Consider the following 18,383-nt stretch of genomic DNA (forward strand, 5'->3'; position numbering starts at 1 on the left):
GATTCAGGGTGTGGTTGGTTTCGGGATATGGTGTCGGATCGTGAAAATGGTTTCGCGGGCGTGCCACGCGGGGCGTCCATCGGACTGAGCGAGGCCGTCGTTGAAGGAGCGGACCTTCAGCTCGTAGTTGCAGTGCTGGCCGTCATCCCATCCATGGAGGGCGTGCAGCATCGTGTGCCACTTCTCCTCCTCCGGGGCCGCGCCCTTCTCCAGGGTGATGGGGCAGAACGAAGTGATCGGGATGGTGAGGTCCACGACGATGTCCGTGTCATCCACGAAGGCTCCCTCCGTGATGCCGATCACCCACGCCGTGCGGTCCGGGACCTTCCGCGATGCCACCGCCCGGGCGATGTCATTCCAGATGTCCGTCTCCCGCTTGATGATGATGGCGTCCGCCGTGCAGACACCCTCCTCCACCATCCGGGCGGCGATCTTCTCGCGCAGCAGCATCAGGGGTGCGGTGCTCATGCCAGCCCTCCTTTCCTCATGGATCGTTCCAGGAAATCCGTGGCTTCCTCGATGAGCGCCGCCTCCACCCGTTCACGGGGTGGTAGGGCCTCCGGATCCCGCTCGATGGTCACGGAGTCCGCCAGGTAATACACCGGACGGATCGGCGTCCGTGCCGCGATCCTCACCGGCTTGGAAACCATCTCACCCGGGCGGTTGCCACGCACCCGCACCCGTCCGTCCGTCTGCCCGGTCAGGCTCTGGGTGGCCTGGTTGCTCCGCTCGAACAGCAGCGGCACCTTCGGGGAAATGGTGAACAGCTTCCGGCCATAGGTCGTCTCGTAGGTGCGGGCGAAAAGGCCATGCGCCTCCGGCACGATCGGGATGGTGAGGGCCTTCGCCTTCTTCGGCGTCACCGTGCCACCATGGAGGTGCAGGCGGAACGCCTGGTTGGCCACGGTCAGGACCGCGCCATCCTCCGTCACTTCGGCCACACCGGTATCCGCGGCCACGCCGTTCCAGAAATTCGTCCGCTTCCCGCCCAGCTTGTTCGGCGTGGCGTTCTTGCTGCGGAAGTGATCCTTCAGCTCATCCGCCCAGCGGGCGGCCAGCACCTTGTTCAGCCCGGTGCGGTTCTTCACCGCCGACTGCACCTCCACCAGGATCACCCGGCTGTTGTCCTGGACGATGACCTGGACGGAAATCACAGCGCCACCTCCTCTCCGTTGATGTGGACGCTCACCGGCTCGCCGGTCGCATCGGAGAAATCCTTCGCCCGGGCGGAGGCATACACCTTCGCCGTGCCACGCGGCGCACTGAACCCCCCGACCACCCGCCCGCCGATCTTCAGCGTGACGGTGGAGAACGGCTCATCGCCCAGGTTCTGCCCGTAGCCCAGCAGCACCCCGTTCTGTGGATCCAGCCCGGCGCTCAGCGCGTGGATCTCATCCGGACGCAGCTTCAGCAGGTCCCGCCGCCACGCATACACGTGGCCGTCCAGATACCGGACCATCACATTGTCCGGCAGCCAGTCGCGGATCAGGTTTGCGAAGGCCGCCGCAAAACTTCCCCACTCATCGTGGTATAGTGCTTTTCGGCCAACCGCGACGGCACTGGTGCTGGCGAGGATTTCTTCGTCGTATTCGCCAGAATCGAAACCGGATGGCCAGGCGGCAGCATCGTCTTCGGATCGAGACCGAAGGATCTGATCTCGTCCGGCGTCGGCGATGGCCCGCGCCCGGGACGTGAGTTGCTGTGAGATCGATTGCTCATCGGCGTCATGGGTAGGATGGAATGAAATCTTGTCCTGGTCAAATTGGATCGTGTCGCCGAACTCGCTGCGCAGCCGGTCCTCGGACACCTGGGGCAGGTTCTTGCGGGAGGCTTGCACGCCGCTTGCAAGGTCCATGTCCGGCATCTCCTGGGGATCATCGATCCCCGGCACGCCCAGCTCACGGGCCTCCCTCCAGCGGACGTTCTTCACGCCCATGCCGCTGCCCCATTTGAACGGCGGCCACGGCACGCCGAAGTCGGAGATCCATTTCCAGATCGGGTCGCTCTTCAGGGCGATCATCCGGCCGCCATAGAATTTCCCGCCATGGTCCGGCCAGATCTCCGCCACCCACGCACGGGGAACCTCGCGGTCCGCCTCGCGGATCAGCTCCCAACACGGCGCGGCTTCGATCAGATCCGGATCAAAGGATGCCTTCCAGTTCGCATACCCCCGGGCGAAGCCGAGCTGCATGTCCCAGATCAGGCCCAGCCTGCCGGCACTCGACAGGTCGCGGACTGTTCCCTGGTCGGCGGGCTTCGGTTGGTAGCCCAGCGCGTGCAGTTCGTCCTGCATCTCCGCGATGAAACGGCCACGGTCCATGGTGATCTCCTCACCGTTCGCCAGCTTCTCCTTTTCCAGTCTCACCCTACGCAGAATCTTCCCCTGCATGATGGCCAGCAGCCGCTCGCACTCCACATGGGCGGAGAAGAAGCTCACCTCCCGGATCTCCCACGGCACACGCGACCACTCGGCGGACGACAGCGTCGCGCCCAGCGGCGTCCGCTTGCCCAGCCGTGCCACCGCATCTTCCAGCGGTCGCTCTGTCGTGAAGTCGATCATTCCAGGTTCAGCTCCATGGGTTGGTGGCGGCCATCGTCAGGCCGGATGATCAGTTCGTGATACTGGGAGGTGCCTCCGTCCGCCTTGTGGGCGATGCCGTTCTTCCGGCCCACCGTCGTGATGTGGCAGTCCTTGAACAGCCCACGGTTCGCAGGCGTGTCGTCGATGGTGAGGATCCAGGTGCCCTTCATCTGGTCCAGGCCCTCCTCCCGGAACCGCGCCAGGTCATCGATCGTCCAGGCACCGTAGTGCGCCACGCCCGTGGTGTAGGGAGGGTCGCAGAAGAAAACAGTGACCTTGGAATCGTACTGTTCCAGGCACTCTTTCCAATCGAGGTTCTCGATGGCGACGCTGTCCAGGCGGCGGTTGAACGCACGCAGCAGGGCGAGCCGCCCCTCCTTGGAGGAGAACGCCGCGCCACCTCCGGACTTCGACGTGCCGAAGTGGTCCGCTGCGCCGCCGAAGCCGTTCTTCATCCGCAGGAACCACCGCGCCGCACGTTGGATGTCGGTCAGTCCGCGCTGCGCCTTGTGGTCCGCGAACTCCGCCCGGCTGTTGAGGTTCCACTCCAGTTCCTGGAGCAGCGCATCCAGATGGTATTTCACCACCCGGAACAGGTTCACGAGGTCACTGTTTCGGTCGTTGATGACTTCGGCGTTGGACGGTGCCTTCGCACACAGAAGCGCACCGCCACCACAGAACAGCTCGACGTAGGTTTTGTGCGGTGGGATCAGCGGCACCAGCTCCTTGACCAGCCACCGCTTGCCACCCTGCCAGCCCACCACCGGCTGCGGTGCGCCGACCACCGGCGCGGGGCGGCGCATCATGCCTGCCAGCGATTCCAGCATGAATGCCAGATCGACATCGCCGAGGGCGGAGCAGTTGGGAGATGGAGCGGTGGAAATCATTCGTCGGTGGATGGAAACTTTTTCCGGCGGGCCTTCGCCGCCGCGTTGCGGAACTCATGCGGCAGGTTCAGCACCGTGATCAGGGTGCTCGCCGCGAAGATGAAGATGTGCTCGCCATGGATCCGGGGATGCCGTCCGGGATGCTCGATGGAGATCTTGTCCAGGTAGCGGCGGAGCCTGCCGTTCGTGTCGGTGGGCCGCAGTCCCTCCGCCCGGGCCTTCGCCGCCGTCCGGCGGAGCGCCTTTGCGTTGAGGCCCACGCGCTCCTTGCCGCGTGCCTCGCCGTGTTCGGTCAGATGGACTTCCTTGGACATGGTTTCAGACGGTGTCGCCCAGCTCGCGGCGCAGGCGCATGGAGGCATCCTCCAGGTGGCGGATCGCCAGGGTGAGGTGGGCGGATTTGAAAGGGTCCTGATCCAGTTCGGAGACCAGCCCCTCGATCATGGCGATGGAGACCAGGCGGCGCGGCACGGCACCCTCCACGGCGGCCAGCTCGATGCGCACGGCGGGAACGCGCTCCGTGGCGCTGGCTTCCTCAGCGGGATCATCCGTCTCGACGGACAGCAGCTCGTTGAGCCGCTGCCGGAGACGATGGCACTGGTGGTAAAGTCCGCGGATCATCGTGTCAGAGTCCGTTCATGCGTTGGCGGCCCGTGCGCAGGCCCGGTCCGGAAACCACCTGCACGCCATGCTGCGCGGTTTCCTCCGGCACCGGGTTCGGCACCGCATCGTCCGGCGGCTCCGGGCGGATCTTGCAGAGGGCGACCTGGGCGAAGTATTTGACGGCGTTTTCGTACTCCAGCTTCCGGGCATCGCCGGGCTGGTAGGACGGCACCGTGATCAGCAGACGCCAGCGTGCGATCGCCAGCGCGTTCGCCCGCATGCTCTGCGGGATGAGCGTGGTGTCCGCGCTGAGGCTGTTCTGCGTGCAGGTCGCGATCTGCCCCCGGATCTCCGCCACCAGGTCACCCAGCAACTGCGGCACACGGTCGCCCGGATCTTCCGGGGCATCGGTGCGCCCGAATCCGTCACGCTCGCTCTCGGTGAGCGAGCTGAGGAGGTCGGCTTCAGTCAGTGGGATCCACATGGCGGCGGAGATGGGTGCGGGGCGTCGGGGTGATTACTTGCGGGCGGCGGCGTCCGCTTCCTGCTGGCGGGTGGAACACTCCACCGCTTGCTCGTAGGACAGTCCGGCGGCGACCCTCCAGGCGATGTCGTCAGCATCAGCGGGCGTATCTGCCTCCGGAGCGACGGCACCAGGCGGCAGGACGGTGGACTCCGTGCCACCAGCGGGATCGGTGAGCGGGATGCCCTTCTCCGCAGCGAGGGCTTCCAGCTTGGCATTGGAGATGTTGGCCGGGAAAGAAACCCCGGCATCGGCGAGAGCCTTGAGAACGAATTTGCGGTCCATGATGGAAAGGTGAGTTGCGGGTTTGGAAGAAAGGCAGCGGGTGGGGAAAACCCATTAAACCCACCCGCTGCCGGGTATTCGTCCGCCTTCACGGCGGAGGAAATCAGGCGTCGGAAACGGTGCGCTTGATGATGCCGGAGGTGATCGGGGAGAAGATCTTCGACTCATGGAAGACCGTGATCTCCGTCGAAACCGCTCCAGGCTTGATGATCACCGCCCACTTGCCGTTGAACGGCGTCTCGCACCACGCACGCTTGATGTTGGAAGGGTCCATCAGCTGCGTGCCAGGCTCCGCGATGTAGGAATAGACGGACAGCCCGGTGCGATCCACCTTGGCCGCGCCTTTCTTCGTCTGCCTGATGCCGTCTTCGATGATGACCTTCCGGGCACCCACATGGGACGCCAGTTGTTCCATCGTGTAGGTGGCATGGTTGGCCATCGCGTGGTTGGCGCGGGCCGCCGCTTCATACGCATCCTGCCGGAGCTGCTGGGCGGCGTTGCCCATCACCACAGTGGCCAGACCGCTCTGGCCGGTGGCCGTGCGGGTGGCCTGGACCATGGCGCGGATGTCACCGTCCGGATTGGTCGCGCTGGACCACACCTTGGCGGCGGAAACGGCGGCGGCATCCAGGACGGAAAGCACGCGGATGATCTCCGCCCGCACCAGGCGCTGCTTCAGGGACTCAGCCAGGCGGTTCTCCCAGCCGGGAACGATCTTGCCGTTCTGCTTCAGGAGGGTCTTGTGATCGACCACCATGGTCAGGCCCTTCTGTTGGGTGGCGTCGGTCACCGTGGTGCCACGGAACTGCACTTTCTTGAAGCTGCCGCCGATGGCCCGGATGTCACTGTCATCCGCTTCCGTCAGGAAGAACTCATCGTCCGCCTTCGCGAACTGGAAGAAGTCGTTCGTCTGGATGGGCGGGGCCAGCAGGTCGAGCAGCTTCTCCTCATCGGAGGCAGGCAGTCCGGCCAGGTAGCTCTGGACGTCGGATGCAAGGGATCCGCCATAGTTCATGCTGGCGGCGTTGGAGACGGTGATCTCTCCCAGGGTGGGGGTGAGCGCACCGGAGGTGGCCCCGGTCAGGGTCAGATAGATGGGCAGGAATTTCATGTCGTTGGATTGGATCGGTGGTTCTGGTTCGTCGGGTTCGGTGGCGGATCAGACGGTTTGCTTCACCGGGAAGCACGGCTCGAACTCGAACTCGTCGGTATCCGCACCGGCGGCGGTGAGAGCGCGTCCGACCAGCCACGAGTTGTTCACGGCGGTATCCGTGAGCTTCCCGGCTGCCGTGGTGAAGACACGCGCACCGGCGGCGATGGCCTTGCTGGCGATGCCGACTTTCGTCGCGCCATCACCGAGCCGCTCGATGCCCACCCGGCCATTGAGGACCTGGGTGTCGTAGGCGAGGCCGATGGGTTCCGTGGTCGCCGTGCAGATGATGACCTGGGTAGCGGGGTTGGTGCCGAACGCCAGCATCAGGTGGGGCGTGTTGACGGCGGCCTCCGCGATGCGGCTCAGGCCGCCCTCATGGTCACCGGCGGTGTTGATGGCGTCAGCACCGGCTGGAGCCAGGCTGCGGGAAAGCGCCGCGAGTGGCGCGAGGATCAGGGCCGCGAGTGCGGCGAGGATGTGTGATTTCATCGTTGGTTGGATGTGTGGTTGCTCGGTTGGGTGACGGGTCCGGATCAGCCGCGTTGGAACAGCTCCGGCTTTTCGGTGCGGCAGAGCTGGTGGGCTTTGTCGTAGTCGGCGCGGTCCTGGAGGTTCAGGCCGTGGGCCTTCGCGGTGGCGGCGACGGCGCTGTTGATCGCGTCCACACTTCCGGCCAGTTCCGGAACGGTACGGTCGAGGGCGGGGAGGTGGCTGCGCGTGCTGATGGTCGGCATCAGTTTGCCCAGCTTCTCGGACTCCGTGGCGAAGGACGTATTCAGGGCATCCACCCAGCGCGGTTTGTCCGCTTCGGTGATGCGTCCGTCCTGGATCGCGGCAGTGATGACCGTGTTCACGGCGGCCCCACGGATAGAGGCGATCTCGGTTTCCAGGTGGGTGGTCCGGCTGTTGGCGGCGGTCACCGCATTGTCGGAGGTGGCCTTGTCTGCCTCGGCGGTGTTCTTCGCGCTGAGGAGTTTCACGATGGCGGCGCTGATCTCAGCGTCGGTGGGTGTGGCGTCGGGTGAAAACCCGAGAGCCTGCATGGCTTCTGGTGTCAGTTTCATGGTGTCGGTTGGTTTCTCGGGATCGCCCTCATCGGGCACGGGAGAGGAATCGACCGGCGGCACTTCGCCGGTCTGGAGAGAATTCATGGCGATGGTGTTGTCCGCCATGTTCGGGCTGTTGGTGAGCGCGTCGCTCCACAGCAGGATCGGGCGGAAGTGCAGGTCGCGGCCCGGGATCGGGACCATCCGCCAGCGGGGCGAGTGGCCGGAGTAGGATGGGGCGGATCCACTGAGGAGCTTCACGCCGTCCGAATTAAAGACGGTGCGCACATAGATGCCGTCCTCACCGGCTTCGATCTCCTTGATGCGTCCCACAGCCACGGCGCGGTGCCCAGGGTTCTCCCGCAGCCAATCGGCATCGTCGGCATGGCCTTCATAGACCGGGATGCCCTGGAAGAAGTTGGCCAGCTTGCCGGTGAGGCTTTTGAAATTGGAGGCCATCAGTTGGGCCGCCTCACGGTCCACCACCTGCATGACCTTCCTGCCATCCATACGGACCGGATGTTCACCATAGGGTGCCAGACGATAGCGGATCTCCTTCTCGCCATCCGCGAGGGTGAGTTCCTGCCACACGCCCGACACGGAATTGAGGGCATCCACGGCGACGGAGTTGATTGCGGTGAGGAAATGAGTGAATCGGAGGCGTTTCATGGAGATCAGTTCGGTTTGGCTTTGGCGTCACGGATGGCATCCCTCGCGCCCTGGACGGCGGCGGTGCCCATCCCGGCGCGGAGCTGCTCGGCGAGGTCGCCCACGGCGGCGGAGTCGATGAGTTCGGGAAAGGATTCGGCGGCGTCCTCCACCAGCTGCAGGAAGTCGGCATCGCTGATGCCGGTGTCCTGCACGCGGCTTGCAAGGTCCGTGAGAAGCGGGCGGATCGGGGCCAGCACGTTCGGTCTCACCCCCAGCGCGGCGGCGAGGGAAGACTCCAGCAGCGTCCGGGTGTCCGTCGCTGTGTTGAGTGCCGTGGTGGTGGCAGGCGCGGGCGGTGTGCCAGGCGCAACCGGCAGGGAGGTTTCACCCACGGCCAGCTCATCAGCGTCCGCTTCCTGGACGCCCAGGGTGGAGATCAACCAAGGCTTCGACAGGCGGATGCCCAGATCCTTCGCGGCCTTCGCCCGGGCGATATCCTCGCTGACGTTCTGGCGGGTCTTCGTCCGCAGTTTGATGGTGACCAGGCACGGCGCATCCAGACCGTAGTAGTATTCCACCACCCGCTTCGTGAGCTGGCGGTCGATGGTTTCGCCCACCCATGCCGCGTTGTCCGCGTCCAGTTCGTCGGCGTCCTCCTGCTGTGGGTTGGATCCCACCGCGTTCGACCGGGAAATGGTGGAGAGGTCACCACCGCGCCACAACATGACGATGGCCCGGTCCATCCGGTCGATCAGCTTTTCATACGGCATGTCGCCGCCGCCCTTCAGGTCCAGCACATGGATCTTGTCGCCGCTGTTGACCACCGCGCCGTATTCGCTGCCGATGCTGGCGATGGCCTGCGCCATCTCCATCCATCCGGCGTCACCCTTCTTCGCGGACGTCTCGCCCAGGAACGCGGGCATGCCGTGGCGGTCGCAATAGGTCAGCCAGTCCTGGAGGGGAATCTGCTTGAACATCCTGGCGATGACGGACGCCAGCATCACGCCGCGCCCCTTCGCCGTGAACCAGGCGCTGCGTCCACCCATCGTCTCCAGATCCACGCCGGTCAGAGAATAAGCGGACTCCAGGAAGCGCATCTTGCCCGTGGTCGTCTCGAACATCCATGTCGGGATCTTGATCAGCCGGGCGGACAGTCCGTTCCGGGACGGCTTCCACACGATGTGGTGGGCACCGTAGCGTTTCCCGTAGGCATCCATCACCTGCTGGACGAAGAGGCGCATGCCGCCGGTTTCCTCCGGCTCCATGGCATCCTCCGCCACCAGGTTCTGGAAGAACTCCTCGCAGCGGCCCTTCTGGTCTTCCGCCAGCTTCTTCTGGTTGGCCCGGACCTCCGGCTTGATCTCGACGTCGTAGCCGTAGCGGGACACGGCGGCCTTCGCCTTCGGGGCCACGGTGGAAATCGTGTCATCGTGCAGCTCCAGCCACTCCATCAGCCACGCCGCCCGTGCGATCTCGCCCCGGGAGAATGCCTCCAGGTAGCTCACCACCCGGTCCGGTGTCAGGTTCCGCAGCGGGTTGAATCGCTGCTGCTTTTCCAGGCGGATCCGCTCCGTGGAAACCGGCTGCCCATTCGGGCCGACAATGCGCGGAGTGCCCATCATCGGGAACCTCCTTCCACATCGACCCCGGAATGGCCTCTTGCAAGGCCCTGCAAGGGTCTAAAACGCGCCGCAAGCCCTTTTGGCTCCCATGACAGCGAAACGGGGGTCCGTGTTAGAAATCGGGCGATCTTCACAGACCACCTCCCATCCTACGATTTTGCGGCCTCATCGACTCGATGCTCTGGAACGCGAACGGGCCTGAATTGTCCTTCCCCGCATGGATGCCGAGAGCCAGCGCCCAGAAGCGGTCGGCGTGTCCGTCCTCATCGCTATCGGCCACGAACCGGATGTTGCCGGACTTGGTCGTCTCCTTGCGGATCTTCCGCAGATCGGAGATGAAAGGGTCATCCCCGAACGGGATCCGGATGCCGAGATCCTCGAACGCGCTGCGGACCGGATAGGCAAGGTCTTCCTTCACCGGACCGGAGAAATTGACCCCCTCGATCTTGTAGCTGCCGAACCGCTCCGCAGCCCGCTCCGCGAACTGCATGCCCAGGCCGGTCCTGTCGATGCAGGTCCTGCGGCAGACCTCCAGCCATGGGTAGATCACGCTCTCCTGGGTGGAGAACATCATCTTGTGCAGGTCGATCCGCTTCCGGACGAAATACACGCCGCCCACCTTCTCCAGGATGATCAGGGATGTCAGGTCATGGGTCCGGCCAATGTCCAGACCGGCATAGAGCGGGTTCGTGCAGCGCCGGGCATCCTCCAGCGTGTATTCCCACGCCTCGCCTTCCTTGTAGCAGCAGGCGTCGATCAGGGCGTATTCCAGGAAGGCGGCCGCATCGTCGGCAGGCACGCACATATACTCCTGCTGGAAGGTTTCCTCATCCCGCGCCCGCTTGCGCTGATAGGTGAAGTAGTCCGCCTCATCCATCTCAAGCCGCGGATCTCCCTCCACCAGCTTCGTCTGGAGCTTCCACAGGAATCCTTGGTCCAGCGCATCCTGGAGCGTCACCCGGTGGTAACTGAAAGCCTTCGGATTGCCCTTCTCCTTGATCTCCCGGATCAGGGTGTTGAAGTAGTTTCCGCTGCCCCGGTGGGTGGAGATGATGGCCAGGGCACCGCCCCAGTCGATCGTCGGACCGGCGATGGCATACACGCTGCCGGGATCTTTCCGCAGGGCGAACTCATCCAGCTTCACGTAGCCGCCCCGGCCCGCGAAGGCATCCGGGTTGCTGGACAGGGAGTGCAGTGGCGCACTGGCAAAGTCGATGACATGCACGGAGTGGCTGTTGCCCTTGTCATCCGTGAGCACCTTCTCGCCGCAGTCCGTGGCCGCCACATGCAGGATGCGGGCAAAGCCCATGCAATCGCGGACATACTGCCGGGCCGTCAGCTCATCCCGGCTGCTCACCCAGGTCTGGAGGCGGTTCGTCGCCAGGGAATGGCGGCGCACATCCTCGTAGGAGCTGCCGTAGGAAATGCCGATCCGGCGGCCCTTCTCCATCAGCTTCATGATGGAGGTGTCGCGGATCCACTTCTCCTGGTATTCCAGCATGAAGACGTCCCGCTCCGGGATGTTCTTCGCCCGGCCCTTGAAATCCTTCGCGTGTGATGGACGGGTCTTGCTCACAGCAGCTTCAGTTGCTTCTCGATGACCTCCAGTGTCTCCGGCGACAGCCCGCCACCGGACTTGATCTCCCGGGCCTTCGCCTCCAGTTCGTCCAGGCGCTTCGCCTTGGACTCCAGCAGCGCGATCCTCCGCGCGTCGTGTTCCAGCGACTTCCGCGCCAGCCCGACCTTCGCCAGGGCCACGTAGCCCTTCACGTCCCCGGCCTCCAGCATCTCCGCCGTGAAGATGGTCTGCGCCACCCGTTCCAGATCCTCCGGTGTGATGGACGGATCCGCAGCAAGCTGGAGCTTCGCCTGGAGCGCACGCTCCGCAGCCTTCACCATGCGCTGCTGCTGCCGATAGTAGGAAAGCCACTCGTAGAACGTGGACACCGAGACGGTGAAACCATGCTCCTCCTGGATGTGGACCAGCATTTCCTCCACGTTGCGACCGTCCGTGCCATCCGTGGGGTGCATCAGCAGCCACAGCGTTTCCTGGTCCACCTCCGGGAGTCCCTTCAGCTTGGCATCGCTGCGGACCTTGGGAGCGGAGTCCCAGCCCGGCTTGCCTGTTCGTTCGTTGGCCATTCACGGAAATCGGTTCAGAGGGTTGCGAGAAGCACGCGGCCACGCTCGGTGATCGCGTATTGTTGGATGGAGTCGTCCAGGTCGGAGGGCACCAGCACGATGAAGCCACCCTTCACCAGCCAGCCGATGTGGTTGGTCCACTCCTCATCCGTCACCGGTGGGCGGAGCAGCGTGGAGACGAAGTTCCGGAGGATGGAAACCTCCACGGCATACCCCTGCGCGTTCTTGAGCGTCTCAAGGATCGTGCGGCGGATGATGGTGATGCGTGCGGGATCCATGGTCAGCGGGAGGAACGGGGTTTGGGGCCAAATTGCAGATCCAGTCGCGCATGCCAGTCGCGGGCCACGTCATCCATCTTTTCCTTGATGCGGGTCTCACGCTCCTGACCGGACTCCAGCAGCTGCCTGTACTGCTCCCCCTGGTCGCGGCGGAGATCTCGGAGATCTTGATCGAACCGCTCCATCCGATCCGTGAGCGGCTTGATGTCGTTGAAGGTCACAAAGCCCGGCGTGTTCTGGATCCGGATCGGTTGCCCCGAAATGCTCACGCTGGACTCCGCCTTCGCTTCCTCTTTCCAGCGCTTCTTCAGGATCGGCCCGAGGATGGCCGCGATCAGAGCCATGGTGAACGTGGAGATCCACCCCAGCAGCTTGAGCACCTCATCGAACGTGATGTTGGAAAGCGTATCCATCATCGTGCCAGTCCCTTTCCACCCGCGAACCGTGCCCCTGCTTCCAGGATGCAAAGCCCGTGCACATACCTTGCGGCATCCGTCTCCGGCTCCGTCCGCACCGCCGCCCAATAAGCCTTGCCCAGCTTCTTGCGGGACAGCCGGGCGACCGCCTTCTCAGGATTCCGCTTCGTGACCAGGCGCTGGATGATCTCCTCGCCGCTCACGGTGTGGATCCTTTCCATTGGGTTCTGATCCAGCTCCGGATCCCGCCTGCGATCACCTTCGCCAGAAGGGCACGCTCGCCCGTCTCATCGAACTGTGACCACTCCGCCGGGTTGTCGCCGAAGAACGGCTCCACCAACGCACAAGGACAGTGGGGAAGGGAGAGGAACAAGGCCCCGCGATCCTTAGGCGACTTCGGCTTCAGGCCACGGGAGACACGGTTCGGATAGGCTTGGTCCAGCGCATCCAGGATGGACTTCGCCAGGGTCACCCCACGGACGGAGTCCTTCCAGTGCAGGACCTCATGGCCCTTCGCCTTCTTGTCGTAGGCGTTGAAATGGAACTCGACCGCACCGGTGATGCCGTCCGTCAGCATCTGCTGGGCGAGCCACCGCATGGCGGACTCGTAGCCATTCCCCTTGTAGAGCGAATAGATGGAAACCCGGATGCCCCACTCCCGCAGCCAACCCGCGACGAGTTGGATCACCGGCAGGTTGTAGTCCTCCTCGGACACACCACCCGCACCCACATTGCCCTCATCACCGGCCCGGCCATGTCCCAGGCACAGCGCGATGTGCTGTGAGCTATCAACCTTCGGCAGCGGCGCGATCGGCACCAGCTCCGCTTCAGGCGTCCCGGGAGCAGGAAAGCCCAGCTTGTCATTGATGAGGTCCAGCAGCTCGGCGGTCACATCCTCAGACCAGGGCATCCCGCTCCGGTTCGTGATGTGCCACCGTGCGGTGGTGAGAAGATCGGCCTTCATGTTGACGTTCTTGGTTTGGATCGTGGCTGTGGCGTCCCGCCGCAGGCCGTGGCTGTGGCGTCTCGCCGCAGTTCTCTTCGGGTTCAGGAAATGGCGGGGGAGAGCTTCCACGGGCCGCATATCATCGCGTCACCCTCTGCCCTCAGCGGGCGCTCACAACGCCCGCCGGTGACCCCATTTGATGGGGGAGTTACTTCTCAGGCTTCACCTCGCGGGCCAGCGGGCCGGAAACCTCAGCCCATCCCGTCAGCTTGCCCGTCTCCGGGTCATAGACCGGCACCTTCGCCGTGTAGGACGGCGGCTTGCCTGGCTCGAACGTCAGCCCGGCCTTCGCGCCGGATTCAGGATGGCGGTAAAAGACGCCGCCGGTCATCGGATAGTCAGCGCACGACGGCAGCAGCCCCCCGACTGCCGCCGCCATGCTGATGAGCAGGACGGACGCCCCCCCGGACATTCCGCCTGATGCCGCATTCCCCAGGCGTTCGCCCAGGGACGGGAAAACTTTGCCAAGCGCCGCGATCACCAGCCGCACCGCCACGATGGCCAGCAGCGCGAAGAACGCCGCCAGCGGATCCACAAGATCCTTCCCGGCGTCATTGATCTGGTTGACCGTCGCCGGATCCACCGGCGTCTTTGTGGCGATGTAGGTGCCGATCCCGGCAAGGCCGGTCAGCAGATGGCGGAGGTGCGTCGTGAGTTGGTTCATGGCGGTGCGTGTCCTGGCGACGCACGCATCAAACCATCGAAATCACCATCGGGGCGGCACCGCCGCTACTCACATCCACTCCCGCTATTTCCGCTACTCGACCGGAAATTCCCCCCTTCAGACGCCGCCGGAATCAACCGGCCATCTGCCCGTGCTTATGCCTCCACACGCTCAGCAGATCAACGCGGAAATGCGAGTTCGGGCGCAGCGGGTTCCGCTTGTAGCCCTTGATCTGCCCGGATGCGATCAGGTCATAGATCGTCTCCCGGTCGCAATCGTCCAGGATCTGGCAGGCCGTCGCCACATCGCCCCAGCGCCGGAGCTGGCCACCGGACTTCGTGGAAAGCTGCGTCCCTTCCGTCCAGGAACGCTCCGGAAACAGTGACAACTGGAGGGTGGAACTGTCAGCCATGCACCCATCCTACCACGGGTGGGGCAAAATGGATCACTCGGTCACCAGACCGAGGGCCACTGCTTCCCTCCAGCGCAGACTCCGGACGCCATATCCCGAGTCAATTTTGAATGGTGGCCACGGAAGTCCAAAGTCCGAAAGCGCCCACCAGATAGCATCGCCTTTCTTCGCGATCATGCGCTCGCCATACAACTGACCACCTGAATCCATCCAGCGACGCTTCCAATCGAGCTGCTCCTCAAGCGTGCTGATCTGGATCAGTTCCCAGCATGGCACTGCCTCCAGGATATCGGGGTCTATTCCCGACCTCCAGTTCGCATATCCGCACGCCAGCCCCACATGCATCTCCCAAACCATTCCCAGGCATTCACTCGTCCGGAGATCACGGATCGTGCTCCTGTCTTCCGGCCTTGGACGATACTTCATCCAGTAAAGGTCATCGTGCATCTCATCCATGAACCGGCTGCGCTCCATCACCCGGCCATCCACCCGCTCCATGCGCAGCTTCGCGGAGATCTTCGGTGTCGCCTTCTCGATGAACCCCTCATGCTCGATGCCGAGCTTGGAAAACACCCACCGATGGTTCGCATCGAACCATCCCACCGCATGGGGAAGCCCCGCCATAACGCCTAATTGCCCTTCGGAAGCTGCGCGGCCAGCCGGTGGATCTCCGCAGTCTGTTCGTTGATCGTGGCAGTCTGGCTGTTCATCATCTTCAGCCGGGCCGGATCGGTGTCAGGATTGGCCAGCACCGGCGGAACATGCTGCGCGATCCCATCGTTCGCCGCGTCGTAGATCACCACCGCAGTGTGCAGGTAGGACACCAGCTCCTGGAGCTTCGGGGATCGGTCCTTTTCCGGCACCTCCAGCGCCATCTCCAGACACAGACTCAACCATTGTCCGTTGGAAACCTGCTCACTCAGCAGCGAATGGGCGGACTGGATGTCAGGAGTTGCATCCACACCCGGATCCTTCTCGGTGACCGGCTTGGCCTCATCCAGCAGCCGTGCCCTGGATTCCTTCAGCCGGGCATTCTCCCGCTTGAGGGACTCCATCTCCATCTGTGCTGCCTCATCCTGGCAGCCCACCAGCAGCAACGCTGCCGCCACCATAAAACATGCTGTCGTTTTCATCGGTTCCAAAGTTGCGTCCAGCTTCCAAACACAGGGTAGATCCATGCAAATTCCTCCGGAGCATGTTCGCTCACCGGGTATCGTTCATTCAGTGGTGCGAGGATGAGCCGGGATCCGTTCATTTCTAACTGACGGCAGATCACCCCATCGTTGTTGAACCGCGCCACCACGATGCACCCGCTGTAGGGCTGTTCGCTGGGCTGCACCACCAGTACATCGCCATGGTGGAGACTTAGCCCCTTCTGGCCGATCATCGAATCCCCCTCCAGCACAAGGCCGAACGCCTTCGGATCGCGGCAGTCGGTTGGAATCGTTTTCTGCCAGGAGAAAGGCGTCTCCTCATACACTCCGGCGGACCCAGCATGCGCCCATCCCAACAGGGGTATGCGCCTCTGCTTGCCATTTTCGACAGCGGCCTCCTGGACTTGCGTCGAAAGCGCCTGCAATCGCGCCTTTAGGGCATCGCTCGCTTCCTTCTTTCCGCCTTCCAGCAGGCTCACGTAATTGCCAGTCACACCCAATTTGGACGCGATTTCTTCCTGAGTTAGATCCAATTCCTTCCTGATGCGGAAAAGGATGGAGGAAAATTCTTCCATAAGTGTGAAATAGATTTTGACTGAATTTCTAACTTGGTTATGGTGGCCCCAAGTGATGCCCCCAACTGCTACGACTCCAGTCAAAGGACCACAAGGTGAATTTTCTCACCGAGTCAAAATTCGCCTCCTCGAACTCGGCTGGAGTGTGACCCAGCTCGCCCGCCGGATCGGGGTGAATCGGAACACCGTGTCCCGGGCCATCCACCACGACCTCTACCAACCCACCCGCCGCCTCATTGCCGCGGAACTCAACATCCCCCTGTGAAACCCACTCCTGCCATTGACCTCGTGGCCCTCGCGGTCCGCCACCTGGAAGAGATCCCTAACAACGCCCACCGCGCACGGATCCTCGACGCCGCCGCTGGCGTCTGCACCCAGGCCCAGCGGGACGATCTCGCGGAAGCCCTCCGCTCGGCAGCCACCGATCTGCGCAAGGCCGAAGATGCCCAGCTCTCTCTCAGCGAAACCTTCTCATGAACCAAGCCACCCTCCTTTCCATCGACCTCGCCTTGCATGAGCTGCGCCGCCGCCAGCTCACCGGGGAGGAGTGCCCGCCGCCCGGCGCGGCCACGGCGCGGACCATCGAGCGCATCTCCACCGAACTCGGCCACCCCGTCTCCCGCCGCACCTTCGCCCGCTATGAGCAGCAGCTCGTCATGCGCCTTGCCAAGCGCATGCACATCGAAGCCGCCGACGCCATCGCCCTCTTCCGTCGCATCAAACCCTGAACCCCACCGCACCCCATGACAGCCCTCCCATTCACCGTCACCGGATTCCGTGAACTCGGCGTCCGCCGCCTCCTCCAGTGCGCGAGCATCAACCTCCAGATGGCCCGCGACTTCAAGAAAGCCGGGAACCTCCGCCGCCGCCTCTACCACCTCGACGTCGCCCGCCGCTGCCGCCGTGACGCCCGCGAACTCGCCGCCGCCTGAACCACCCACCGCCACCACCATGCTCCCGCTCATTGAACCCATGATCCTCCTCGGCGGTGCCGCCATCATCTTCGGCCTTGGCTACATCGCCGGGGTGGGGAACCGCCGCCGCTCCCAGGCCGCGCTCCTCCACCGCCTCCGCCGCGACGGCACCATCTCCATGCCCATCAAACCCGAGCCACCCCGCCTGTGAAAGACTGGCAATTCCACACCCTCCTCATCCTCGGCACCTGGCTCGCCATCTACCTCCTCACCAAACCCCTCCTCTGAACATGAAAGTCATTCGTTGCTCCAACTGTGGATGCATTGCCGGTCTCGGCACACCGTTGTTATCCCGCGAAGAAATCGAAGCGGGCGTGGGACTGGTCCTCGAACACGGCACGGCCTCACCGTTCAAGGCCGATGTCCCCGCCCTCATCAAGGCGGCGGAAGACTTCGCCCAGCCCACCGCCGAGAACCTGCCTCCTGCAAAGCCCGTGCAGCCCGCCTGCATGTTCATGGCCGCCCTCGATCACCCCGTGGCTGGGGCATCTTGCCCCAGGCCGTTGCCGGGGCGTCCCGCCCCGATCCCCACCGTCACCAGCAACGGCAACCCCATCACCCTCTGACCACCTCCATGCTCCTCAAAGATTCCCTCGCCGCCAAGAAGGCCGAAAAGGCAGCAGCAGCCGCCCCCGTCGAAGTCACCACCGACGCACCCAAGGATCCCGCCTGGGACGCCGTCAGGGAAACCACCCGCCAGATGGCCGGTCATGGACGCATGTTCCTCCGCTGCCAGGTCCGCATCGGCATGCTCCTCTCCAACCTCAAAAAGGCCCACGGTTACCACCCGGGGCAGCCCAAAAAGAATTCGCCAGACTCTGGCGAATACTTGCCCTGGCCCGACCTGGTGAAGCGTGAAAGCGGCTATTCCCGCCAGTCCGCAGACGTCTTCATCCAGCTCTACGAAGCCACCATCAAGAAGCTCAAGACCGGCAAGAAACTCGACCTCCCCGCCGAGGCCAAGAAGCAGGCCCTCGCCATCTTCCGCACGGAATCCGCCCTCACCCTCACCGAGGAACAATGGCAGACCGTCGATTCCGTCATCAGCAGCGCGACCGATGGAGAGACGCAGAAATCCCTCCTCCAGCACCTCAAGCTCGTTCCTGAACCGCAGGCCATGCCCAAGGGCGGAAAGACCCCCGGCGCTGAGCCGGAGCAGGTCACCGCTGGCCAGCTCGCCTTCCACTTCTTCGGGGCCGTCGCCGCGCCGCTCATCAACGCCCGCAGCAACCCCGACTACAAGAAGCTGCTCATGGCCCTGCCCACCGACTCCACCGAGGAAGCCCCGATTTCCCTCTCCACCCTGGAGGCGGAGTTCCGCTCCGTCCTCGCCGATATCGAGGAGATCAAGACCGCCAACCTCAGGGCCGCCCGGGGCCGCACCGTCGACTGACCACCACCTCCCACTTTT

The 18,383-nt window shown here is 63.8% G+C and carries 30 protein-coding genes; 7 read left to right on the forward strand and 23 right to left on the reverse strand.

Annotated elements, in window-relative coordinates; translation table 11 throughout:
- Window positions 1-3: 3 nt before the first annotated feature.
- The 23 genes from OVA24_RS06235 to OVA24_RS06345 all read right to left on the reverse strand — a co-directional run bounded on the left by OVA24_RS06235 (window position 4) and on the right by OVA24_RS06345 (window position 15,998).
- Complete coding sequence (locus tag OVA24_RS06235; RefSeq protein ID WP_267674331.1) at window positions 4-468, reverse strand: hypothetical protein; 465 nt, start codon at window positions 466-468, stop codon at window positions 4-6.
- Window positions 465-1,154 (reverse strand): hypothetical protein, encoded by a 690-nt coding sequence (locus OVA24_RS06240; protein WP_267674332.1) that lies wholly within the window; start codon window positions 1,152-1,154, stop codon window positions 465-467. The genes OVA24_RS06235 and OVA24_RS06240 overlap by 4 nt, the downstream gene beginning before the upstream one ends.
- The gene (locus OVA24_RS06245) at window positions 1,151-2,560 is read right to left on the reverse strand and encodes a hypothetical protein (RefSeq protein ID WP_267674333.1); all 1,410 of its coding nucleotides are present in this window, start codon (window positions 2,558-2,560) and stop codon (window positions 1,151-1,153) included. The genes OVA24_RS06240 and OVA24_RS06245 overlap by 4 nt, the downstream gene beginning before the upstream one ends.
- Window positions 2,557-3,468, reverse strand: coding sequence for a DNA adenine methylase (locus tag OVA24_RS06250; protein ID WP_267674334.1), 912 nt, complete (start codon window positions 3,466-3,468; stop codon window positions 2,557-2,559). The genes OVA24_RS06245 and OVA24_RS06250 overlap by 4 nt, the downstream gene beginning before the upstream one ends.
- Window positions 3,465-3,782 (reverse strand): hypothetical protein, encoded by a 318-nt coding sequence (locus tag OVA24_RS06255; RefSeq protein WP_267674335.1) that lies wholly within the window; start codon window positions 3,780-3,782, stop codon window positions 3,465-3,467. The genes OVA24_RS06250 and OVA24_RS06255 overlap by 4 nt, the downstream gene beginning before the upstream one ends.
- Window positions 3,783-3,786: 4 nt before the next feature.
- Window positions 3,787-4,089, reverse strand: a complete 303-nt coding sequence (locus tag OVA24_RS06260; protein WP_267674336.1) for a hypothetical protein — start codon at window positions 4,087-4,089, stop codon at window positions 3,787-3,789.
- A 4-nt stretch (window positions 4,090-4,093) separates the two neighbouring features.
- Window positions 4,094-4,555, reverse strand: a complete 462-nt coding sequence (locus tag OVA24_RS06265; RefSeq protein ID WP_267671170.1) for a hypothetical protein — start codon at window positions 4,553-4,555, stop codon at window positions 4,094-4,096.
- Window positions 4,556-4,588: 33 nt separating this feature from the next.
- The gene (locus OVA24_RS06270; protein ID WP_267674337.1) at window positions 4,589-4,879 is read right to left on the reverse strand and encodes a hypothetical protein; all 291 of its coding nucleotides are present in this window, start codon (window positions 4,877-4,879) and stop codon (window positions 4,589-4,591) included.
- A gap of 103 nt (window positions 4,880-4,982) precedes the next feature.
- Window positions 4,983-5,990, reverse strand: coding sequence for a hypothetical protein (locus OVA24_RS06275; RefSeq protein WP_267674338.1), 1,008 nt, complete (start codon window positions 5,988-5,990; stop codon window positions 4,983-4,985).
- 48 nt (window positions 5,991-6,038) lie between these two features.
- Window positions 6,039-6,521, reverse strand: a complete 483-nt coding sequence (locus OVA24_RS06280; protein ID WP_267674339.1) for a hypothetical protein — start codon at window positions 6,519-6,521, stop codon at window positions 6,039-6,041.
- 44 nt (window positions 6,522-6,565) lie between these two features.
- Window positions 6,566-7,747 (reverse strand): phage protease, encoded by a 1,182-nt coding sequence (locus OVA24_RS06285; RefSeq protein WP_267674340.1) that lies wholly within the window; start codon window positions 7,745-7,747, stop codon window positions 6,566-6,568.
- A 5-nt stretch (window positions 7,748-7,752) separates the two neighbouring features.
- A complete protein-coding gene (locus OVA24_RS06290) occupies window positions 7,753-9,351 on the reverse strand; it encodes a phage portal protein family protein (RefSeq protein ID WP_267674341.1) in 1,599 nt (532 codons plus the stop codon).
- A gap of 130 nt (window positions 9,352-9,481) precedes the next feature.
- Window positions 9,482-10,927: a phage terminase large subunit family protein gene (locus tag OVA24_RS06295; protein WP_267674342.1), complete on the reverse strand. Its 1,446-nt coding sequence runs from the start codon at window positions 10,925-10,927 to the stop codon at window positions 9,482-9,484.
- Window positions 10,924-11,493 carry a hypothetical protein gene (locus tag OVA24_RS06300; RefSeq protein ID WP_267674343.1) on the reverse strand — a complete coding sequence of 190 codons (570 nt, stop codon included), beginning with the start codon at window positions 11,491-11,493 and terminating at the stop codon, window positions 10,924-10,926. Before OVA24_RS06300 ends, OVA24_RS06295 begins: the two co-directional genes overlap by 4 nt.
- A gap of 14 nt (window positions 11,494-11,507) precedes the next feature.
- On the reverse strand, window positions 11,508-11,771 hold the full coding sequence (locus tag OVA24_RS06305) for a hypothetical protein (protein WP_267674344.1): 264 nt from the start codon (window positions 11,769-11,771) through the stop codon (window positions 11,508-11,510).
- A gap of 2 nt (window positions 11,772-11,773) precedes the next feature.
- A complete protein-coding gene (locus OVA24_RS06310; protein ID WP_267674345.1) occupies window positions 11,774-12,187 on the reverse strand; it encodes a hypothetical protein in 414 nt (137 codons plus the stop codon).
- The gene (locus OVA24_RS06315) at window positions 12,184-12,408 is read right to left on the reverse strand and encodes a hypothetical protein (protein WP_267674346.1); all 225 of its coding nucleotides are present in this window, start codon (window positions 12,406-12,408) and stop codon (window positions 12,184-12,186) included. The genes OVA24_RS06310 and OVA24_RS06315 overlap by 4 nt, the downstream gene beginning before the upstream one ends.
- Window positions 12,387-13,151 carry an N-acetylmuramoyl-L-alanine amidase gene (locus tag OVA24_RS06320; protein ID WP_267674347.1) on the reverse strand — a complete coding sequence of 255 codons (765 nt, stop codon included), beginning with the start codon at window positions 13,149-13,151 and terminating at the stop codon, window positions 12,387-12,389. The genes OVA24_RS06315 and OVA24_RS06320 overlap by 22 nt, the downstream gene beginning before the upstream one ends.
- A gap of 190 nt (window positions 13,152-13,341) precedes the next feature.
- Window positions 13,342-13,857 carry a hypothetical protein gene (locus OVA24_RS06325; protein ID WP_267674348.1) on the reverse strand — a complete coding sequence of 172 codons (516 nt, stop codon included), beginning with the start codon at window positions 13,855-13,857 and terminating at the stop codon, window positions 13,342-13,344.
- A 133-nt stretch (window positions 13,858-13,990) separates the two neighbouring features.
- The gene (locus OVA24_RS06330; RefSeq protein ID WP_267674349.1) at window positions 13,991-14,269 is read right to left on the reverse strand and encodes a hypothetical protein; all 279 of its coding nucleotides are present in this window, start codon (window positions 14,267-14,269) and stop codon (window positions 13,991-13,993) included.
- A 33-nt stretch (window positions 14,270-14,302) separates the two neighbouring features.
- Window positions 14,303-14,842 (reverse strand): hypothetical protein, encoded by a 540-nt coding sequence (locus OVA24_RS06335; protein WP_267674350.1) that lies wholly within the window; start codon window positions 14,840-14,842, stop codon window positions 14,303-14,305.
- A gap of 56 nt (window positions 14,843-14,898) precedes the next feature.
- Window positions 14,899-15,402 carry a hypothetical protein gene (locus tag OVA24_RS06340; protein WP_267674351.1) on the reverse strand — a complete coding sequence of 168 codons (504 nt, stop codon included), beginning with the start codon at window positions 15,400-15,402 and terminating at the stop codon, window positions 14,899-14,901.
- Entirely contained in the window at window positions 15,399-15,998 is a 600-nt protein-coding gene (locus OVA24_RS06345) for a LexA family protein (protein WP_267674352.1), read from the reverse strand. Before OVA24_RS06345 ends, OVA24_RS06340 begins: the two co-directional genes overlap by 4 nt.
- Window positions 15,999-16,053: 55 nt before the next feature.
- On the opposite strand from OVA24_RS06345, the gene OVA24_RS06350 reads away from it, so the two are divergent.
- The 7 genes from OVA24_RS06350 to OVA24_RS06380 all read left to right on the forward strand — a co-directional run bounded on the left by OVA24_RS06350 (window position 16,054) and on the right by OVA24_RS06380 (window position 18,365).
- On the forward strand, window positions 16,054-16,263 hold the full coding sequence (locus OVA24_RS06350; RefSeq protein ID WP_267674353.1) for a helix-turn-helix transcriptional regulator: 210 nt from the start codon (window positions 16,054-16,056) through the stop codon (window positions 16,261-16,263).
- A complete protein-coding gene (locus OVA24_RS06355) occupies window positions 16,260-16,475 on the forward strand; it encodes a hypothetical protein (protein WP_267674354.1) in 216 nt (71 codons plus the stop codon). Before OVA24_RS06350 ends, OVA24_RS06355 begins: the two co-directional genes overlap by 4 nt.
- A complete protein-coding gene (locus tag OVA24_RS06360) occupies window positions 16,472-16,726 on the forward strand; it encodes a hypothetical protein (protein WP_267674355.1) in 255 nt (84 codons plus the stop codon). The genes OVA24_RS06355 and OVA24_RS06360 overlap by 4 nt, the downstream gene beginning before the upstream one ends.
- 15 nt (window positions 16,727-16,741) lie before the next feature.
- Complete coding sequence (locus OVA24_RS06365) at window positions 16,742-16,930, forward strand: hypothetical protein (RefSeq protein ID WP_267674356.1); 189 nt, start codon at window positions 16,742-16,744, stop codon at window positions 16,928-16,930.
- 19 nt (window positions 16,931-16,949) lie between these two features.
- Entirely contained in the window at window positions 16,950-17,123 is a 174-nt protein-coding gene (locus OVA24_RS06370) for a hypothetical protein (protein ID WP_267674357.1), read from the forward strand.
- 79 nt (window positions 17,124-17,202) lie between these two features.
- Window positions 17,203-17,538 carry a hypothetical protein gene (locus OVA24_RS06375; protein ID WP_267674358.1) on the forward strand — a complete coding sequence of 112 codons (336 nt, stop codon included), beginning with the start codon at window positions 17,203-17,205 and terminating at the stop codon, window positions 17,536-17,538.
- Between the two features lie 8 nt (window positions 17,539-17,546).
- Window positions 17,547-18,365, forward strand: coding sequence for a hypothetical protein (locus tag OVA24_RS06380; RefSeq protein WP_267674359.1), 819 nt, complete (start codon window positions 17,547-17,549; stop codon window positions 18,363-18,365).
- Window positions 18,366-18,383 lie beyond the last annotated feature (18 nt).

It is taken from the genome of Luteolibacter sp. SL250 (assembly GCF_026625605.1).
Classification (GTDB): Bacteria; Verrucomicrobiota; Verrucomicrobiia; order Verrucomicrobiales; family Akkermansiaceae; genus Luteolibacter.

Coding starts and splice junctions, on each gene's coding strand:
- OVA24_RS06360 (WP_267674355.1), top strand. CDS start 16,472: ATGAACCAAGCCACCCTCCTTTCCATCGACCTCGCCTTGCATGAGCTG.
- OVA24_RS06245 (WP_267674333.1), bottom strand. CDS start 2,560: ATGATCGACTTCACGACAGAGCGACCGCTGGAAGATGCGGTGGCACGG.
- OVA24_RS06255 (WP_267674335.1), bottom strand. CDS start 3,782: ATGTCCAAGGAAGTCCATCTGACCGAACACGGCGAGGCACGCGGCAAG.
- OVA24_RS06330 (WP_267674349.1), bottom strand. CDS start 14,269: ATGGCTGACAGTTCCACCCTCCAGTTGTCACTGTTTCCGGAGCGTTCC.
- OVA24_RS06275 (WP_267674338.1), bottom strand. CDS start 5,990: ATGAAATTCCTGCCCATCTATCTGACCCTGACCGGGGCCACCTCCGGT.
- OVA24_RS06320 (WP_267674347.1), bottom strand. CDS start 13,151: ATGAAGGCCGATCTTCTCACCACCGCACGGTGGCACATCACGAACCGG.
- OVA24_RS06370 (WP_267674357.1), top strand. CDS start 16,950: ATGCTCCCGCTCATTGAACCCATGATCCTCCTCGGCGGTGCCGCCATC.
- OVA24_RS06235 (WP_267674331.1), bottom strand. CDS start 468: ATGAGCACCGCACCCCTGATGCTGCTGCGCGAGAAGATCGCCGCCCGG.
- OVA24_RS06340 (WP_267674351.1), bottom strand. CDS start 15,402: ATGAAAACGACAGCATGTTTTATGGTGGCGGCAGCGTTGCTGCTGGTG.
- OVA24_RS06345 (WP_267674352.1), bottom strand. CDS start 15,998: ATGGAAGAATTTTCCTCCATCCTTTTCCGCATCAGGAAGGAATTGGAT.
- OVA24_RS06375 (WP_267674358.1), top strand. CDS start 17,203: ATGAAAGTCATTCGTTGCTCCAACTGTGGATGCATTGCCGGTCTCGGC.
- OVA24_RS06250 (WP_267674334.1), bottom strand. CDS start 3,468: ATGATTTCCACCGCTCCATCTCCCAACTGCTCCGCCCTCGGCGATGTC.
- OVA24_RS06260 (WP_267674336.1), bottom strand. CDS start 4,089: ATGATCCGCGGACTTTACCACCAGTGCCATCGTCTCCGGCAGCGGCTC.
- OVA24_RS06305 (WP_267674344.1), bottom strand. CDS start 11,771: ATGGATCCCGCACGCATCACCATCATCCGCCGCACGATCCTTGAGACG.
- OVA24_RS06325 (WP_267674348.1), bottom strand. CDS start 13,857: ATGAACCAACTCACGACGCACCTCCGCCATCTGCTGACCGGCCTTGCC.
- OVA24_RS06270 (WP_267674337.1), bottom strand. CDS start 4,879: ATGGACCGCAAATTCGTTCTCAAGGCTCTCGCCGATGCCGGGGTTTCT.
- OVA24_RS06280 (WP_267674339.1), bottom strand. CDS start 6,521: ATGAAATCACACATCCTCGCCGCACTCGCGGCCCTGATCCTCGCGCCA.
- OVA24_RS06265 (WP_267671170.1), bottom strand. CDS start 4,555: ATGTGGATCCCACTGACTGAAGCCGACCTCCTCAGCTCGCTCACCGAG.
- OVA24_RS06380 (WP_267674359.1), top strand. CDS start 17,547: ATGCTCCTCAAAGATTCCCTCGCCGCCAAGAAGGCCGAAAAGGCAGCA.
- OVA24_RS06310 (WP_267674345.1), bottom strand. CDS start 12,187: ATGATGGATACGCTTTCCAACATCACGTTCGATGAGGTGCTCAAGCTG.
- OVA24_RS06350 (WP_267674353.1), top strand. CDS start 16,054: ATGCCCCCAACTGCTACGACTCCAGTCAAAGGACCACAAGGTGAATTT.
- OVA24_RS06300 (WP_267674343.1), bottom strand. CDS start 11,493: ATGGCCAACGAACGAACAGGCAAGCCGGGCTGGGACTCCGCTCCCAAG.
- OVA24_RS06315 (WP_267674346.1), bottom strand. CDS start 12,408: ATGGAAAGGATCCACACCGTGAGCGGCGAGGAGATCATCCAGCGCCTG.
- OVA24_RS06290 (WP_267674341.1), bottom strand. CDS start 9,351: ATGATGGGCACTCCGCGCATTGTCGGCCCGAATGGGCAGCCGGTTTCC.
- OVA24_RS06365 (WP_267674356.1), top strand. CDS start 16,742: ATGACAGCCCTCCCATTCACCGTCACCGGATTCCGTGAACTCGGCGTC.
- OVA24_RS06285 (WP_267674340.1), bottom strand. CDS start 7,747: ATGAAACGCCTCCGATTCACTCATTTCCTCACCGCAATCAACTCCGTC.